15 protein-coding genes are annotated in these 14,920 nt (G+C 66.2%); 9 read left to right on the top strand and 6 right to left on the bottom strand.

Translation table 11 applies throughout. The features are described from left to right. Positions 1 to 149 precede the first annotated feature (149 nt). Positions 150 to 1,148: a L,D-transpeptidase gene (locus V8J55_RS02895; protein WP_336444309.1), complete on the top strand. Its 999-nt coding sequence runs from the start codon at positions 150 to 152 to the stop codon at positions 1,146 to 1,148. After that, positions 1,145 to 1,750 (top strand): hypothetical protein, encoded by a 606-nt coding sequence (locus V8J55_RS02890; protein ID WP_336444308.1) that lies wholly within the window; start codon positions 1,145 to 1,147, stop codon positions 1,748 to 1,750. Before V8J55_RS02895 ends, V8J55_RS02890 begins: the two co-directional genes overlap by 4 nt. A gap of 51 nt (positions 1,751 to 1,801) precedes the next feature. Here V8J55_RS02890 and trmB read toward each other — a convergent pair whose 3' ends face one another. From trmB to lnt, 3 genes are all read right to left on the bottom strand, one after another. Then, positions 1,802 to 2,524: a tRNA (guanine(46)-N(7))-methyltransferase TrmB gene (gene trmB, locus V8J55_RS02885; protein ID WP_336444307.1), complete on the bottom strand. Its 723-nt coding sequence runs from the start codon at positions 2,522 to 2,524 to the stop codon at positions 1,802 to 1,804. 128 nt (positions 2,525 to 2,652) lie between these two features. Continuing rightward, positions 2,653 to 3,873 (bottom strand): methionine adenosyltransferase, encoded by a 1,221-nt coding sequence (gene metK / locus V8J55_RS02880; protein ID WP_336444306.1) that lies wholly within the window; start codon positions 3,871 to 3,873, stop codon positions 2,653 to 2,655. A 50-nt stretch (positions 3,874 to 3,923) separates the two neighbouring features. Beyond that, complete coding sequence (gene lnt, locus V8J55_RS02875; protein WP_336444305.1) at positions 3,924 to 5,513, bottom strand: apolipoprotein N-acyltransferase; 1,590 nt, start codon at positions 5,511 to 5,513, stop codon at positions 3,924 to 3,926. Positions 5,514 to 5,626: 113 nt separating this feature from the next. On the opposite strand from lnt, the gene V8J55_RS02870 reads away from it, so the two are divergent. Further along, a complete protein-coding gene (locus V8J55_RS02870) occupies positions 5,627 to 6,694 on the top strand; it encodes a hypothetical protein (protein ID WP_336444304.1) in 1,068 nt (355 codons plus the stop codon). Positions 6,695 to 6,715: 21 nt separating this feature from the next. Here V8J55_RS02870 and V8J55_RS02865 read toward each other — a convergent pair whose 3' ends face one another. Both V8J55_RS02865 and V8J55_RS02860 read right to left on the bottom strand, forming a co-directional pair. After that, complete coding sequence (locus V8J55_RS02865; RefSeq protein ID WP_336444303.1) at positions 6,716 to 7,126, bottom strand: DUF2141 domain-containing protein; 411 nt, start codon at positions 7,124 to 7,126, stop codon at positions 6,716 to 6,718. Further along, positions 7,071 to 7,829 carry a sterol desaturase family protein gene (locus V8J55_RS02860; protein ID WP_336444302.1) on the bottom strand — a complete coding sequence of 253 codons (759 nt, stop codon included), beginning with the start codon at positions 7,827 to 7,829 and terminating at the stop codon, positions 7,071 to 7,073. The genes V8J55_RS02865 and V8J55_RS02860 overlap by 56 nt, the downstream gene beginning before the upstream one ends. A gap of 74 nt (positions 7,830 to 7,903) precedes the next feature. Between V8J55_RS02860 and crtY the strand changes: the two genes are divergently transcribed. From crtY to V8J55_RS02830, 6 genes are read left to right on the top strand one after another with little or no spacing between them, the layout of a single operon-like run. Beyond that, complete coding sequence (gene crtY, locus V8J55_RS02855) at positions 7,904 to 9,061, top strand: lycopene beta-cyclase CrtY (protein WP_336444301.1); 1,158 nt, start codon at positions 7,904 to 7,906, stop codon at positions 9,059 to 9,061. Continuing rightward, positions 9,058 to 10,536 (top strand): phytoene desaturase, encoded by a 1,479-nt coding sequence (locus tag V8J55_RS02850; RefSeq protein ID WP_336444300.1) that lies wholly within the window; start codon positions 9,058 to 9,060, stop codon positions 10,534 to 10,536. The genes crtY and V8J55_RS02850 overlap by 4 nt, the downstream gene beginning before the upstream one ends. Continuing rightward, positions 10,533 to 11,114, top strand: a complete 582-nt coding sequence (locus V8J55_RS02845) for a TIGR00730 family Rossman fold protein (RefSeq protein ID WP_137888974.1) — start codon at positions 10,533 to 10,535, stop codon at positions 11,112 to 11,114. The genes V8J55_RS02850 and V8J55_RS02845 overlap by 4 nt, the downstream gene beginning before the upstream one ends. After that, a complete protein-coding gene (locus tag V8J55_RS02840; protein WP_336444299.1) occupies positions 11,114 to 12,073 on the top strand; it encodes a phytoene/squalene synthase family protein in 960 nt (319 codons plus the stop codon). The genes V8J55_RS02845 and V8J55_RS02840 overlap by 1 nt, the downstream gene beginning before the upstream one ends. Beyond that, positions 12,070 to 12,639: a nicotinamide riboside transporter PnuC gene (pnuC, locus tag V8J55_RS02835; protein WP_336444298.1), complete on the top strand. Its 570-nt coding sequence runs from the start codon at positions 12,070 to 12,072 to the stop codon at positions 12,637 to 12,639. Before V8J55_RS02840 ends, pnuC begins: the two co-directional genes overlap by 4 nt. Continuing rightward, positions 12,636 to 13,154 carry an AAA family ATPase gene (locus tag V8J55_RS02830; RefSeq protein ID WP_336444297.1) on the top strand — a complete coding sequence of 173 codons (519 nt, stop codon included), beginning with the start codon at positions 12,636 to 12,638 and terminating at the stop codon, positions 13,152 to 13,154. The genes pnuC and V8J55_RS02830 overlap by 4 nt, the downstream gene beginning before the upstream one ends. A gap of 185 nt (positions 13,155 to 13,339) precedes the next feature. Here V8J55_RS02830 and V8J55_RS02825 read toward each other — a convergent pair whose 3' ends face one another. Then, complete coding sequence (locus V8J55_RS02825; RefSeq protein ID WP_336444296.1) at positions 13,340 to 14,872, bottom strand: class I adenylate-forming enzyme family protein; 1,533 nt, start codon at positions 14,870 to 14,872, stop codon at positions 13,340 to 13,342. Positions 14,873 to 14,920 lie beyond the last annotated feature (48 nt).

Genomic DNA, 14,920 nt, shown 5'->3' with positions numbered 1-14,920 from the left:
TTTTTTGCGCGTCACGGACCCTCGGCACGATATCGATCGACAGTTGTAATGATCTGGAGCGGATCGAGCGGGATCGAGTCCTCGCCTCTGGTTTCGATGCCGAACTCGGTTATGAGATTCGCCCTGCTTGGCGTTTGAAAGGGAAATCCTTGGCATTGCATCTCATTCCCCTTGGTTTCGTCACCTTGTCGCTGCTTCTTCCCGCGAGCGCATTTGCGCAGGGTGCCCGGGCGAGTTCGCCCGTCGAACTGGCGCGGCAGGCCGAGCGGCTGAAACCGGGCGAATGGGTGTGGGCGCCCGAAATTTCGCCGAACGGCCCCGTGCTGGTGACCGTCGATCTCTCGGCCCAGACCGCGACCGTCTATCGCAACGGCGTGCGGATCGGCGTTACGACCGTATCGAGCGGGAAGGCGGGGCACGAAACCCCGACCGGGGTCTTCACGATCCTTCAGAAGGATCCGCATCACCGCTCGAGCACATATAACAACGCCCCGATGCCCTATCAGGAGCGGCTGACCTGGGACGGTGTCGCGCTCCACGCCGGCGGCCTGCCGGGCTATCCCGAAAGCCATGGCTGCGTCCACCTGCCGCTCGAATTTTCGAAGCTGCTGTTCGGTACGACGCGGCTCGGCGGAACGGTCATTGTCAGCGGCCGCGCGGGTGCGTTGGTCGGCGGTGCCTCGGCGGGCGTGCTCGAGCCGGAGGGGGACAGCCGCGGACCCCATGTCCCGCTCGCCCCCGACGAGAGCTATCGCTGGCAACCCGAACTCTCGCCCTCGGGGCCGCTGACCATCACCCTGTCGCGCAGCGACGGCCGTGCGATCGTGATGCGCAACGGGATCGAAATCGGCCGCGCGCGGGTCACGCTGCCCGACCAGAGCTTCGAAACGCATGTCCTGACCTATGTCGCCGGCGGCGCGGGAACAGAGCCCCATTGGGCCTATGTCGCGGTTCCCGGCCACGAAGGCGACGAAGGGCGGCCGCTCGACATGAGCGTCGCGGACAAGGCGCGAATGCCCGAAGCCTTTCGCAAGGCCGTGCTGGGCGCGATCGTGCCGGGTACGACGATGCTGGTGACGCAGGCGCCGGTGCTGCCCGCCTCTAGCGGCGGCAAGCTGACCGTGCTGGCGAGCGAAGCGGCAAAATGACATGTGCATCGCGGATCGCCGGCGTCGTGCTGGCCTTGCTGGCGATGCAGCCCGCGCAGGCAGCGCCCGCGCCCGTGCCGCCCCCGCCCGACCAGCCGGTCATCGATTGCGCGCGTCCCGTCTATGCGATCGACACGATGATCTGCGACGACCGCGACCTCGGCGCGGCAAATGCGGAAATGGACGGCCTTTTGGCGGGGCTGTCGTTCGAGCGGCTCGATCCCGGCTGGATCGAGCCGCAGGCGGACTGGGTGCGGCGGCGCGCGCTCTGCGCGTTTCAGTCCGACGGGCGCGCCTGCGTCGCCGATGCGTTTGCCGAACGCCTCGCGATATTGCGGGCGTTGCGCGGGACGGGCGGGGCCAACGCGACAAAGGCACAGTGCCGCGGCGCGAATTGGCCCAAGGATGTCGTGGCGGTCGAGCGACGCCCGTCCGCGGTCCTCTTGCGCGGCGCAGGCGGCGGCGTCCGTGTGGTCGCCGTGGCGCCGGGGATGTCGTCGTGGCGGCCCTTTGTCGCAATCGAACGCGACACCGGCCGGCGGTTTGTGGTGAAGGCGAAGGCCGCGCGGATCAGCTGCAAAATCGCGTCCGCGGCACGATAGGCAAAGACGAGCTTTAACCGCCTCTATTTTATGCGGGCCAATGTCCCGCGCCTATTTCGCGTCGGTGCGCCGGTAGCGGAAATACCAGACCTCATGCCCGTGCGCGCGCGCCTTGGCTTCGTAGCGTGTCTCGGGCCAGCCGCCAGGGCGGACCTGGAAATCATGCGAATCCTGCGCCAGCCATTCGAACTGGTGGCGATGACGGCGCATGACCATCAGCGCGTGCTGAAGATAAATGGGGTGGTCGGTGCCGAAGCGGAACTCGCCGCCGGGTTTGAGCTTCGCCGCGATCAGGTCGAGCGGGCCGTCGTTCATCATTCGCCGCTTCGCATGGCGCGCCTTGGGCCAGGGATCGGGGTGGAGCAAATAGGCGAAGCTGAGCGCGCCATCGGGGATGCGCCGCAGCACTTCCAGCGCGTCGCCATGATGAATGCGAACGTTGCCGATGGGGAGCCGTGCGCCATGATCGCCCGCGACATGGACCAGTGCCTGCGCGACGCCGTTGATAAAGGGTTCGGCGCCGATGAAGCCATGGTCGGGCAGCATGTCGGCGCGCCCCGCCATATGCTCGCCGCCGCCGAAGCCGATCTCGAAATGCAGCGGGCGATCGTAACCGAACAGCGCTTCGGCGGTGACCTCGCCTTCGGTGGGCACCGCGATCTGCGGCAGCAACGTGTCGATCAGATCCTGCTGGCCCGCGCGCAGGGGCTTGCCCTTTGAACGGCCATAGAGGCGGTTGATCGTCGTCGGATCGCCGGGTTTGTAAGCAGTCATGGCGCGCGCCCTAGAGTGTTTTCAAGCCAGATGGAACATCTGGCGCTTTGGAAAACGCGGGTAAACTGCAAGCCGCGCGGCCGGGCGGCGGCAACCCGCCGCCCGGCCAATGCGACGTCAAATGAGCGTCAGGCGGCGAGCGCGGCCTTCAGCTGGTCGACCAGGTCGGTGCGTTCCCACGGGAAGCTGTCGCCCTCCGACGTGCGGCCGAAATGGCCGTACGCCGCGGTCTGCTTGTAGATCGGCTTGTTGAGGCCGAGGTGCGTGCGGATGCCCTTCGGCGTCAGGCGCACGAGCTGCGGGATCGCGGCTTCGATACGGCTTTCCTCGACGGTGCCGGTGCCGTGCAGGTCGACATAGATCGACAGCGGCTCGGCGACGCCGATCGCGTAGCTCAGCTGGATCGTGCAGCGGCGCGCGAGGCCCGCGGCGACGATATTCTTCGCCAGATAGCGGGTGATGTACGCCGCCGAACGGTCGACCTTGGTCGGATCCTTGCCGCTGAACGCGCCGCCGCCGTGCGGGCTCGCGCCGCCATAGGTGTCGACGATGATCTTGCGGCCGGTCACGCCGGCGTCGCCGTCGGGGCCGCCGATCTCGAAACGCCCGGTCGGGTTGATGTGATAGACGGTGTTCGCGGTCAGCAGTTCGGCGGGGAGCACGTCGGCGATCACGCCGAGCACATATTTGCGCAGTTCGGTGTATTTCGCTTCGTCGCCTTCGCCGTTGTGGAAATAATAGCCCGGCGCATGCTGGGTCGACACGACGATCGCGGTCGCTTCGACCGGGCGCTCGTTGGCGTAGCGCAGCGTGACCTGGCTCTTGGTGTCGGGCTCGAGGAAGGGCGCGGTGCCCGCCTTGCGGTCGGCGGCCATGCGCTCGAGGATCTTGTGGCTGTAATCGAGCGTCGCGGGCATCAGGTCGGGGGTTTCGTCCGACGCATAGCCGAACATGATGCCCTGGTCGCCGGCGCCTTCGTCCTTGTCGCCGCTTTCGTCGACGCCCTGTGCGATATGCGCCGACTGGGCGTGGAGATTATTCTCGAAGCGGAAGGTCTTCCAGTGGAAGCCGTCCTGCTCATAGCCGATCTCGCGGACGGTGTTGCGGACGGTCGCTTCGATCTCTTCGAGCGCGCCGGGCGCCCACTCGTCATTCTCGAACACGCCCTTGCAGCGGATTTCGCCGGCCAGCACGACGAGCTGGGTGGTGGTCAGCGTCTCGCACGCGATACGGGCTTCGGGATCCTTCGACAGGAACAGGTCGACGACCGAATCGCTGATCTGGTCGGCCACCTTGTCGGGATGTCCTTCGGACACGCTTTCGGAGGTGAAGAGGAAGCTGTTGCGCATGGAGAGCCTTCTATGAACGGATATAAAGGAAGCTTTATGTGGGGGTGCTGTTAGCGTCCGCGCCGGCGAAAGGCAATGGCCAGCGCGAGCAGCAGCAACGCAAATCCGACCGGTAGCATGTTGCCGTGGCGCGCGAAGAGGGTAGGGGCATGCGCCTTGGGTACGAAGGTGTCGATGCGCCCCGCCGCATGCATCGGCAGCGATTCGACGATGCGGCCGTCGGCATCGATCACAGCGCTGATCCCCGTCGGTGTCGCGCGGATGACCGGCAATCCTTCCTCTATCGCACGGAGCCGCGCCTGCGCCAGATGCTGCGGCGGACCCCAAGCGCCGAACCAGGCATCGTTCGACGGGTTGAAGATGAAATCGGGGCGATGCGCGCGGTCGACGACCTGGCCCGAGAAGATGATCTCGTAGCAGATTTGCAGCCCCGCGCGGCCGAAGGCGCCGAGGTCGAGCGTGCGGGCGCCGGGGCCCGGCCAGAAATCTATGTCGCCGGGCGCGAGCCGCGACAGGCCGATGGCGGACAGGATCGGACGCATCGGCAGATATTCGCCGTAAGGAACAAGATGCGCCTTGTCGTAGCGCGGGCCGAGCGTGCCGTCGGCATGGACAGTCATCACCGCGTTGCGCGCGCCGACGACGTCGCCTGCCTTGTCGAGTTCCAGCTTGAGCGCGCCGAGCAGCATCAGGTCTTGCGCGTTCATCAGCTGGGTCAGCCGCAAGCGCGCCTCGACGGGTGAGCGGTCGTAATAGGGCGGCGGATAACCCGCTTCGAGATAGTCTGGCACCGCCGCCTCGGGCCACAGGATCAGTCGCGGAGTGTCATCCTTGGGCGTCGTCAGTCGCGCGAGCTTTTCGAAATTGAGGTCGGCCTTGCTGCCTTCCCATTTGTCCTGTTGCCCGACGTTGGGCTGGACGACGGTGACGGGGATGCGCTGCGCACCTTTGGAGCGAACGGCTGCATCAGCGCTGCCACTTGTTTGCGACAGGAATGCCGCGCCCCATATGGCGAGCAGGCTGCCGAATAGGGCGGCTGCGGCGACACGGCGGCGAAACCACGCCAGTATCAGGACGGCCGCGAGCAGGCAGACGATCGCGCTCATGCCATATGTGCCAATCCAGCGGGCGGGCGCGGCGATGTGCGGGACGGCAATCACCCCCAGGGGGTTCCATGCGAAGCCGGTAAAAATCCAGCTGCGGAGCCATTCGGTGAGCGCCCAAAGGCTGGCGAAGGCCAGCAGAAAGGAGGGCGCCGCAAAATGGGCATCTGCCTTGGGCTTCATTTTCCACGCGCCCCCAGCGGCGAGGGCGGGATACACCGCCAGATAAAGCGACAGCAACACGACCGCGATCCATCCCAGCCATGCGGGCATCGCCGCCTGATAGGTGAAGGCGGTCGCGATCCAGTTCAGGCCGACGACGAAATGGCCGACGCCGAACGCCCAGCCGATCCCGAGCGCGCGTGAACCTTTGGGACTGCGCGCAACCAGCGCCATCCAGCCGGCAAGCGCGAGCAAGGTCAGCGGCCAGAGGTGGAGCGGGGCGAAGCCGGTTGCCGAAACGGCGCCGAGCAGGAGGGCGACAAGCTTTGGCCAGCGGTCGGCGAAAGCGGCGATGCGGGAGGATGTCGCGGTCACGCGCGCTGCTTTAGCCGCGTGCTGTCATGCCGACAATGGCGCTTGCCAAATCCCTTGCCCTTGTCCAACTTCGGCGCCGGTCGCGCGGGGCAGAACATGGGCGGGAGACGCGTATGTGGTGGGCGGTGGCGATGCTGCTGACGGGCAGCTATTCGGACATGGTGAAGGATCCGGCGGCGATGCGCTATTGCGCCGCGGCGGCGCAACAATCGGTCGACGAGATAGCGCTGGCGAATGGCAAAGACAGCCCCGAGGCTGGGTTTCAGCGGGAGATCGCCGACCTGTTCCTCGCGCGTCTGCGCAAACTCGGCGCCGCCGATGCCGCGGCGCTCGCTGCGACGCGGGCGAAGCTCGGCGATACCGCCGTCGACCTCGCACAGGAGGACCGGTGCGGCCAGCTGGCGATCGTTACGCCTTCGGGCGGCGACCTCGTGCAGGCCGCGGCCGAGCTCGATGCGGGAATGGCTGGCGGCGATGCCGCGGCTGTCGCCGCTGATGCCGCCGACGCGGCGGTGGCCGGTGAAGATGCCGAAACCGCAGGTTATGCGATGCAGGCGCCGGGCTGGCTCGAAGCGCTGCCCGACACGCGCCGCCGCGAAGTCCGCTGCGTGACGCTCGCCGATCAGGTGGTCGAAGACGTCGGGGGCGGCCTTCGCAAGGACAGCCTTGGCCTGACTGCCGCGAAAGCCGACCTGCTCGCGGCCCGGTTGACCGAGGCGATCATGGTCGAGAATGGCTATGCCGAAGCGGGGGTGGGCGCGATCTACAACGCCGATTTTGAAGCCATGTCGTGGGAAAATCAGGAGCGCAGCGCGGCGCAGCGTTCGGCCGCGATGACGCAGGAGATCGGCCGCTGCCGCGCGCTCTTCGACAGCATCGATATGTCGGGCGGCACCGCCCGGGCCTTGTCGCCGATCGCCTCGCCGAACGCCGCGCAATGCTATGCAATCGTCAACATCCTCGCCGATCGCGCCGAGCTGGCCAGCCCGGAACAGCGCCGGCTCGAGGCGATCCGCGCGCGCCTCGAAAAACGTCACTATGCCGATCGCGGCACCGGTGAAGCTGCGGATATGGCGCTGAACGACGAAGTCATGCTTTTCAATCCCGAAGCTTTCGATGCGCTGCCCAAGGCGGTCACCGACCCGCGGCGCGCCGCCTGTTTCGCGATGGCAGGCGCCTAGGGTCCAGACCCCAGGTTTCGATCAGAGCATATATTTCATCTTGATCGACTGGCGGATGTCATGTTCGACGACAAAGCTCGCCGATTTGAAGCTCGGCGGTCCGACGGTGATCGTGGGGTTGCGCGAAAAGCCGAAGCCTTCCTTGGGCAAGAAGATCGCTGTATCCATCTTGTTGTTGTTATTCTCGTCGTGGACGACCGCGATCGCATAGGTGCCGGTCGCGGGGGCGCGGATGGCGAAATCGCCGGCATCGGCCGTCTTCACCGCCAGGCGCACCGACTCCTTGTCCTTGCTGCAATCGGGAAAGGCTTTGGGATTGGTGGTCAGGCAGACGAGGACCTGCCCCTTCGTGCTACGCAATCCGTTGACGCTGACATCAACTGTCGGCGACGGCGCGGCTGCGCCGGTCAGCAGCGCGGCTGAAATGGCCAAGGCCAAGATCCGTGCCGCATGCCTTGTCCCAGAAGCGGAAATAGAGCCCATAATTTCCCCGGTAAGCGGCGTGATGCTGCTGGTGATGCGTCGCGGTTATCAGCCATCGGCCCGCGGGTCCATGCACCAGCGCGCGCGGAAACATCTCCCACCCCATATGATTGCCCACGCCCATCACGGTCATAATCGCCAAGACCAATCCCAGAATTGCGACGTGGATCGGGATCAGGAAGACGAGCGCAGGGATGACGATCGCGCCGGTGATCGCCTCCAAGGGATGGAAACTCATCGCTGCCCACGCGGTCGGCGGGCGGCTGTCGTGATGGACCGAATGGGCGATTCTGAATAGCGCGGGACGGTGCATCCAACGATGCGTCCAGTAAAACCATGTGTCATGGATCAACAGGTAAGCGAGCAGGCTAAGCGGCAGATACCACAGCGGAAAGGCGGTGACGTCGGTGTAGATGCGCGTCCAGCCATGCGCCTGCCACCCCCATGCGACGACGCCCGCCGGAACCCCGTAAATCGCGGCGCTCAAAAGGCTCCATCCGACCTCGCGCCGCATCTGCGGTTCGAGCCCGCGATAGAGGCCCGGGTGCTTCCACCGCGTCGCGAGCGCAAAGCCGCCGCTGGTGATCAGATAGCGCACGCCGACGATCGCGGTCATCGCGAACGCGGACAAAAGGATCGGCCAGCCGGTCATCGCGCAAGGCTAGCCGCTCATCGCCGCGTTGCAATGGCTTTGCGCCCGCGCGTTCGCGTGGCTAAGGCAGGGTTATGGTGGGGCAGAGCAACGATAGATGCGACATCGCGATCGTCGGCGGCGGGCTCGCCGGCGGGCTCGCGGCGCTTGCGCTCGCGGCGAAGCGCCCCGACCTCGACATACGGCTGGTCGAGCCGGGGCCGATTGGCGGCAATCATATCTGGTCCTTTTTCGACAGCGACATCGCAAAGAAGGACCGCTGGCTCGTCGCGCCGCTCGTCCGTCATCACTGGCCGCGCTACGATGTACGCTTCCCGTCGCACGAGCGCCGGCTGCGCATGGGGTATAAGAGCATCACCGGCGAAGCGCTCGCCGATGCCGTCATGGCGGCGCTTCCTGCGGGGCATGTCATCGCCGACAAGGCCAAGCATGTCGCGCCCGACCATCTGCTTCTGGCGCGCGGCGGACGGCTGTCCGCAAAGCATGTCATCGACGCGCGCGGCGCGACCAAATTCGCGGGCCTCGAGTGCGGCTGGCAAAAGTTCGTCGGGCAGGCGCTGACGATGAAGGGCGGGCACGGCGTCGAGCACCCCGTCGTGATGGACGCGACCGCCCCGCAACTGGACGGCTATCGCTTCGTCTATCTGCTGCCCTTCGATGCCGAGACATTGTTCATCGAGGACACCTATTACAGCGACGACGCCGATCTCGATACCCCGGTGATACGCGAACGGATCGCGGCCTATGCGGCGGCGCGGGGCTGGGACGTCGCCGCGACGACGCGTGAGGAAAGCGGCGTGCTGCCCGTGGTGATCGCGGGCGATTTCGACCGGTTGTGGCCCGCCTCCGACCGCACCGCGCGGATCGGAGTGCGCGCGGGGATGTTCCATGCGACCACCGGCTATTCGCTTCCCGATGCCGTGCGCATCGCATCATCGCTGCCCGGAATCGTCGACCGCACCGACCTTCCCGCCATCCTCCGCGACCGCGCGGCGGCGTCATGGCGGCGTCAACGCTTTTACCGCATGCTCGGCGCGATGCTCTTTCGCGCGGCCGAGCCCGGCGCGCGCTACCGCATCTTCGAGCGTTTCTATCGCCTGTCGCCGGGGCTGATCGCGCGTTTCTATGCCGGGCGGTCGACGACGACGGACAAGCTGCGCATCCTGTCGGGCAAGCCCCCCGTGCCGATCGGCCGCGCGATTGCGGCGTTGTGGAAACGCGACTGGCGATGACGCGCCGCGCGATCGTCGTCGGCGCAGGGTTTGGCGGCCTCGCATTGGCGATCCGGCTGCAATCGGCGGGCGTCGAAACGACCGTCGTTGAGGCACGCGACAAGCCCGGCGGGCGGGCGTACCACTGGGTCCGCGATGGCTTCACCTTCGACGCGGGGCCGACTGTCATCACGGATCCGCCGTGTCTGGAGGAACTCTGGGCGCTGAGCGGGCAGAAGATGGCCGCCGACGTTGACCTTCTCCCTGTCATGCCCTTCTACCGCCTGAACTGGCCCGACGGGACCAACTTCGACTATTCGAACGACGAGGCCGCGCTCCGCGCCGAAATCGCCAAGCTCCACCCCGCCGATGTCGCCGGCTACGATCGCTTCCTCGAATATTCGAAGGGCGTGTACGAGCAGGGCTATGTCAAGCTCGGCGCGGTCGCCTTTCTCGACTTTGCCTCGATGATCAAGGCGGCGCCCGCGCTGATGAAATATCAGGCGTGGCGCAGCGTCTATTCGATCGTGTCGTCATACGTTCAGGACGAAAGGCTGCGGCAGGCGCTGTCGTTCCACACCCTGCTTGTCGGCGGTAACCCGATGACGACGAGTGCGATCTATGCGCTGATCCACACGATCGAGAAAGAAGGCGGCGTCTGGTTCGCGCGCGGCGGCACCAATGCGCTGGTGCGCGGCATGGTGCGGCTGTTCGAACGGCTCGGCGGGACGCTGCGGCTCGGCGATCCGGTAGCGAAGATCAAAACCGCGGGCGACCGCGTAACGGGCGTGACGACACAATGCGGGTGGCATGGCGACGCCGATATGGTCGCCTGCAACGGCGACCTGATGCACAGCTACAAGGCCCTGCTCGCGGGGCATCCGCGCGGGGCAAAGGTCGCAAGGAGCCTCGCGCGCAAACGCTGGTCGCCCTCGCTCTTCGTCGTCCATTTCGGCGTGAAGGGCGAATATCCCGATATCGCGCACCACAGCATCCTGTTCGGCCCGCGCTACCAGGGGTTGCTCGACGACATTTACGGCGGCGTGATTCCTCAGGATTTCTCGCTCTACCTCCACCACTCCAGCGTCACCGACCCCGGCATGGCGCCGCCGGGGCATTCGACCTTTTATGCGCTCGCCCCCGTCGCGCATCTGGGGAAGGCGAAGGCCGACTGGGACGGCGCATTCGGCGAGCGCTTCGCTGACGCGATCCTCGAAGAGGTCGAACGCCGCGTCGCCCCCGGCCTTCGCGCCAATCTCGTTACCCGCTTCCACTACACCCCCGCCGATTTCCATCGCGACCTGTCGGCGCATCTCGGCAGCGCGTTCAGTCTTGAGCCCCTACTGTGGCAAAGCGCCTGGTTCCGCGCCCACAACCGCGACGATGTCATTTCCAACCTTTACTTCGTCGGCGCGGGAACGCATCCGGGCGCAGGAATTCCCGGCGTCGTCGGCAGTGCCAAAGCGACCGCCAATCTGATGTTGGAAGATTTATGAAACGCCTTGCCGTCTATTGCGGGTCCGCGACCCCCGAAGATCCGATCTATATCGAAACCGCGCGCCACGTCGGGCGCACCTTGGCCGAGCGCGGCATCGGCGTCGTCTATGGCGGCGGGCGATTGGGACTAATGGGCGCGGTCGCCGATAGCGCGCTCGAGGCGGGCGGCGAAGTGATCGGGATCATCCCCGACGCGCTCGTCGGCGCCGAGGTCGCGCACCGCGGCTGCACCGAGCTCCACGTCGTTTCGGGCATGCACGAACGCAAGAAGATGTTCACCGACCTCTCCGACGGCTTCCTCACCATCCCCGGCGGGGTCGGCACGATGGACGAATTGTGGGAAGCGATCAGCTGGGCGCAGCTCGGCTATCATACTAAGCCCGTCGGGCTGCTCAACGCCGCGGGTTTCTACAACGACCTCATCGCGTTCAACCGCAACATGATCGAGGTCGGTTTCATCCGCCCCGCACACGCCGGGATTATGATCGTCGACGCGGGGCTCGACGATCTGCTCGAAAAAATGGCGGCCTATGTGCCGCACAAGACGATCTTCGCGATGAAGGCCGAAAATCTGTAATGAGCGAGGCGGGGGCCTATGATGCACATGCCCTCCACGGTTTCGCGCACGACAGCATCGCGCGCGGATCGAAAAGCTTCGCGCTGGCGAGCCAGCTCTTCGACCGCGAAACGCGCGAGCGCGTCTGGCTGCTCTATGCCTGGTGCCGCGCCGCCGACGATCTGACCGACGGCCAGGATCATGGCGGCGCGATGAAGCCCGATTATGACCCGGTGGCTGCGGTCGCGCATATCCGCGCGCAGACCGACAAGGCTTTTGCAGGCGAGCCCACGGGCGAGATGGCGTTCGACGCGCTCGGCTTCCTGCTGACCGAAGTCGCGATCCCGCGCTGGGTGATCGACGATATCATCGCGGGTTTCGAACTCGATGCAAAGGACTGGCGCCCGCGCAGCGAGGCCGACCTGCTGCGCTATTCCTATCATGTCGCGGGCGCGGTGGGGGTCGCGATGGCGCTGGTGATGGGTATCGACCCCGCCGACGAGACGACGCTCGACCGTGCCTCGGACCTCGGCATCGCATTCCAGCTCGCCAATATCGCGCGCGACGTCGCCGAGGATGCCGCAGCCGACCGCTGCTACCTGCCCGTCGAATGGATGGTCGAACTCGACATCCCGCCCGGCCAGCACATGCACCCCGCCTTTCGCGGGCGCCTGTCGGTGATGGCGAAATGGCTGTCCGAAATGGCCGAGGAATATGAGGCCTCGGCGCGCTGGGGGGCGCGCAAATTGCCCCCGCGCAGCCGCTGGGCAGTGCTCGCCGCCGCGGGCATCTATGGCGACATCGCGCGCGAGGTGCGGGCGCGCGGCGACCACGCGTGGGATCACCGCGCTGGAACCTCGCTCTTCGCGAAACTGGGCTGGGTCGCACGCGCGGGCTGGTCGGTGCTGCGCCGTCCACCGCAGCGGCGGATCAGCCGCGAGGGGCTGTGGACACGCGCGCGGCATGAGGCCAGCGAATGAGCTATCTCGAGTGGATCGCCGCGGCGTTCGTGCTGACCAATGTCGCGCTCGTCGCGTTGCGCAGCGTATGGAACTATCCCTTCGCGCTCGTCGCGGTGACGCTCTACGCCTTCGTCTTTTTCGAAGCGAAACTTTACAGCGACATGCTGCTGCAGGGCTTTTTCTTCGCGCTCAACCTCTATGGCTGGGCGGCCTGGATGCGCGCGCGCGACGATAGCGGGGTGCCGGTGCGCTGGATGACCGAGCGGGCGCGGCGGGGCTGGGCGCTCACGACGATCGCCGCGTGGGCCGGGTGGAGCTTTGCGATGGACCGCTACACCGACGCGGTCGCGCCGTGGATCGACGGTGCGATCGCGATCCTCAGCATCACCGCGCAATGGCTGCTCGCGCGGCGCCGGGTCGAAAGCTGGTTCCTCTGGATCCTCGTCGACCTGATCGCGGTGCCGCTCTTCGCGTCGCGCGGGCTCTATGCGACCAGCGCGGTCTATGTCGTGCTGCTCGGCCTGTCGATCGACGGCCTGCTCCAGTGGCGGCGCGCGGCGGCGGCGGGCAGGGCGGCGCCATGACGCGGCATATCTGCCTCCACGGCGCCGAAAGCACCGGCAAATCGACGCTCGCGCCGCGCCTCGCGCTCCAGCTCGGCGGGCTCGTCGTCCCCGAATATGGCCGCACCTATGCCGAGGCAAACGGCACCAATCTCGACGAGGTCGACCTGCTCGCGATCTTCGACGGGCATCGCGCGGCGACGCGCGCAGCGCTCGCGCAGCGGCCCATATGGCTGATTTCGGACACCGATCCGCTGATGACGCAGGCGTGGGCGATCATGCTGCTCGGCCGCCGCCTGCCCGAGATCGACCTTTGGGACGAGGTCGCCGACCTCTATCTCGTCCCCGCGATGGACCTTTCGTGGGAAGAGGACGGCACGCGCCTGTTCGGCAGCGAACTCGCGCGCGATCAGTTCATGGAGGTCGCGATCGGCGAACTCGACCGGCGGCGGCTCAAATGGGCGTGGGTCGATGGCGAAGGCGACGCGCGGTTGCAGAATGCGCTGGCGGCGATAGCGGCTGCGGGTTTGGCCTGATCGAAACGGTGTATGGCGGTTTTGGGGTGGGAAGCGGACGCCGCCCTTTTCCTTACGTCGTCATCCCCGCGAAAGCGGGGACCCAGCGCGTCCGTCGGCTGGCCCATCCCTGGGTTCCCGCTTTCGCGGGAATGACGAAGTAGAGAGAGTGCGGCAACATTCGGTCGAAAGCTGACGGCCCGACGCTACTGCGCATACGCATCCCGAAGTTCGCGTTTCAGCACCTTGCCGATCGGGCTGCGTGGCAACTCTTCCACGACCGTAATCGCGCTCAGCCGTTGCGTCTTGCCGACCTTGGCGTTGCAGTCGGCGCGCACGGCCTCGGCATCGGCGCCGGGTTTCAGCACGACGAACGCCACCGGCGTCTCGCCCCATTCCTCGCTTGGCATGCCGACCACCGCGGCCTCGACGACGCGCTCGTCGGCGATCAATATCGCCTCCAGATCGCTCGGGAAGATGTTGAAGCCGCCCGAGATGATCATGTCCTTGGCGCGGTCCATCAAGGTCAGGAAGCCGTCCTCGTCGATGCGGCCAATGTCGCCGTGGCGATAGAAGAGATTCCCCTCGGCATCGTACCAGTGCATCGCCTTGGTCGCGTCGGGACGGTTGTTATATCCCGTCATCATCGCGGGTGAACGGCCGACGACCTCGCCGACCGATCCTTGCGGCAGCTCGTTGCCGTCCTCGTCGATCACCTTTGCGATATGGCCCGGCGCGGGCTTGCCGACGGTGTGCAATTTGTCGGGGAATTGATGCGCCTCGAGGATGAACGCCGCGCCGCCCTCGGTCATGCCATAAATCTCGACGAGCCCGCCGGGCCAGCGCCGGAGCACATCGGCCTTCAGCGCCGCGGGGAAGGGCGCCGAAGTGCAATATTTGACGACGAAGCTGGAGAGGTCGAAGTCGCCGAAATCCTCGAGCGCCATGATCCGGCGGTACTGTACGGGGACCAGCATCGTGTTCGTCGCGCGCTCGCGCGCCGCGAGTTCGAGGAATCCGCGCGCGTCGAATTTCTTCATCATCACGACTTGTCCGCCCGATCCGACGGTCGGCATGAAGCTCGCCATCGTCGTGTTGGAATAGAGCGGGGTCGACAGGATCGTCACGGCATTGGGGCCGTAAGCGGGCGCACCGCGGATGATATGCTGCCAGCGCATCGCGTGGCTATGGATAATGCCCTTGGGCGTGCCCGTTGTCCCCGACGAATAGATGATGTTGAAGCCGTCCTCGGGCAGAATCTCGACCGGCGCGGGCCTGGCGCCCGCGAGCGACAGCCAGGCATCGAGCGGCGTTCCCGCGTCGCTGCCGTCCATCGCGATCAGGTCGCTCGCGGCGATGACATGCCCTTCCAGGCTCGTCTTCGCAGCATTATCGAGGAACAGGTGGCGCGCGCCGGTGTCGGCGATCATCGCCGCCATCTGCTCGCCCGTCGCGCTGTTGGTGACGAGCCCCGCGACCCCGCCGGCGCGCAGCGTGCCGAGGATCACCGCCATCTGCTCGACGCTGTTGAGGCCGGCGATCGCGGTGCGATCCCCTTTTTTGAATCCGTCCTGCTGTAACCGCGCGGCGATTCGGTCGGTCAATTGATCCAGTTCGGACCAGCTCAGCCGCCGCAGCGCGTCGGCAGCCGCTACGGCATCGGGACGCTCCGCGGCATGGGCACGGACAAGGTCGGGCAGGGTGGCGAAGTCGCCGTCAAGCATTTCGATACAGGTCATGGCCCATGGGTTAGCACAGCCGAAAGGCGGTGCAATGCCGGTGGGGCG

The organism is Sphingopyxis sp. CCNWLW2, assembly GCF_037095755.1.
Classification (GTDB): Bacteria; Pseudomonadota; Alphaproteobacteria; order Sphingomonadales; family Sphingomonadaceae; genus Sphingopyxis.
This window is presented reverse-complemented; position numbering and strand designations above follow the sequence as displayed.

Excerpts from the sequence above, each read along its gene's own strand:
- V8J55_RS02890 (WP_336444308.1), top strand. The coding sequence starts at position 1,145 with ATGACATGTGCATCGCGGATCGCCGGCGTCGTGCTGGCCTTGCTGGCG.
- trmB (WP_336444307.1), bottom strand. The coding sequence starts at position 2,524 with ATGACTGCTTACAAACCCGGCGATCCGACGACGATCAACCGCCTCTAT.
- metK (WP_336444306.1), bottom strand. The coding sequence starts at position 3,873 with ATGCGCAACAGCTTCCTCTTCACCTCCGAAAGCGTGTCCGAAGGACAT.
- V8J55_RS02870 (WP_336444304.1), top strand. The coding sequence starts at position 5,627 with ATGTGGTGGGCGGTGGCGATGCTGCTGACGGGCAGCTATTCGGACATG.
- V8J55_RS02860 (WP_336444302.1), bottom strand. The coding sequence starts at position 7,829 with ATGACCGGCTGGCCGATCCTTTTGTCCGCGTTCGCGATGACCGCGATC.
- crtY (WP_336444301.1), top strand. The coding sequence starts at position 7,904 with ATGGTGGGGCAGAGCAACGATAGATGCGACATCGCGATCGTCGGCGGC.
- V8J55_RS02850 (WP_336444300.1), top strand. The coding sequence starts at position 9,058 with ATGACGCGCCGCGCGATCGTCGTCGGCGCAGGGTTTGGCGGCCTCGCA.
- V8J55_RS02845 (WP_137888974.1), top strand. The coding sequence starts at position 10,533 with ATGAAACGCCTTGCCGTCTATTGCGGGTCCGCGACCCCCGAAGATCCG.
- V8J55_RS02840 (WP_336444299.1), top strand. The coding sequence starts at position 11,114 with ATGAGCGAGGCGGGGGCCTATGATGCACATGCCCTCCACGGTTTCGCG.
- pnuC (WP_336444298.1), top strand. The coding sequence starts at position 12,070 with ATGAGCTATCTCGAGTGGATCGCCGCGGCGTTCGTGCTGACCAATGTC.
- V8J55_RS02830 (WP_336444297.1), top strand. The coding sequence starts at position 12,636 with ATGACGCGGCATATCTGCCTCCACGGCGCCGAAAGCACCGGCAAATCG.
- V8J55_RS02825 (WP_336444296.1), bottom strand. The coding sequence starts at position 14,872 with ATGACCTGTATCGAAATGCTTGACGGCGACTTCGCCACCCTGCCCGAC.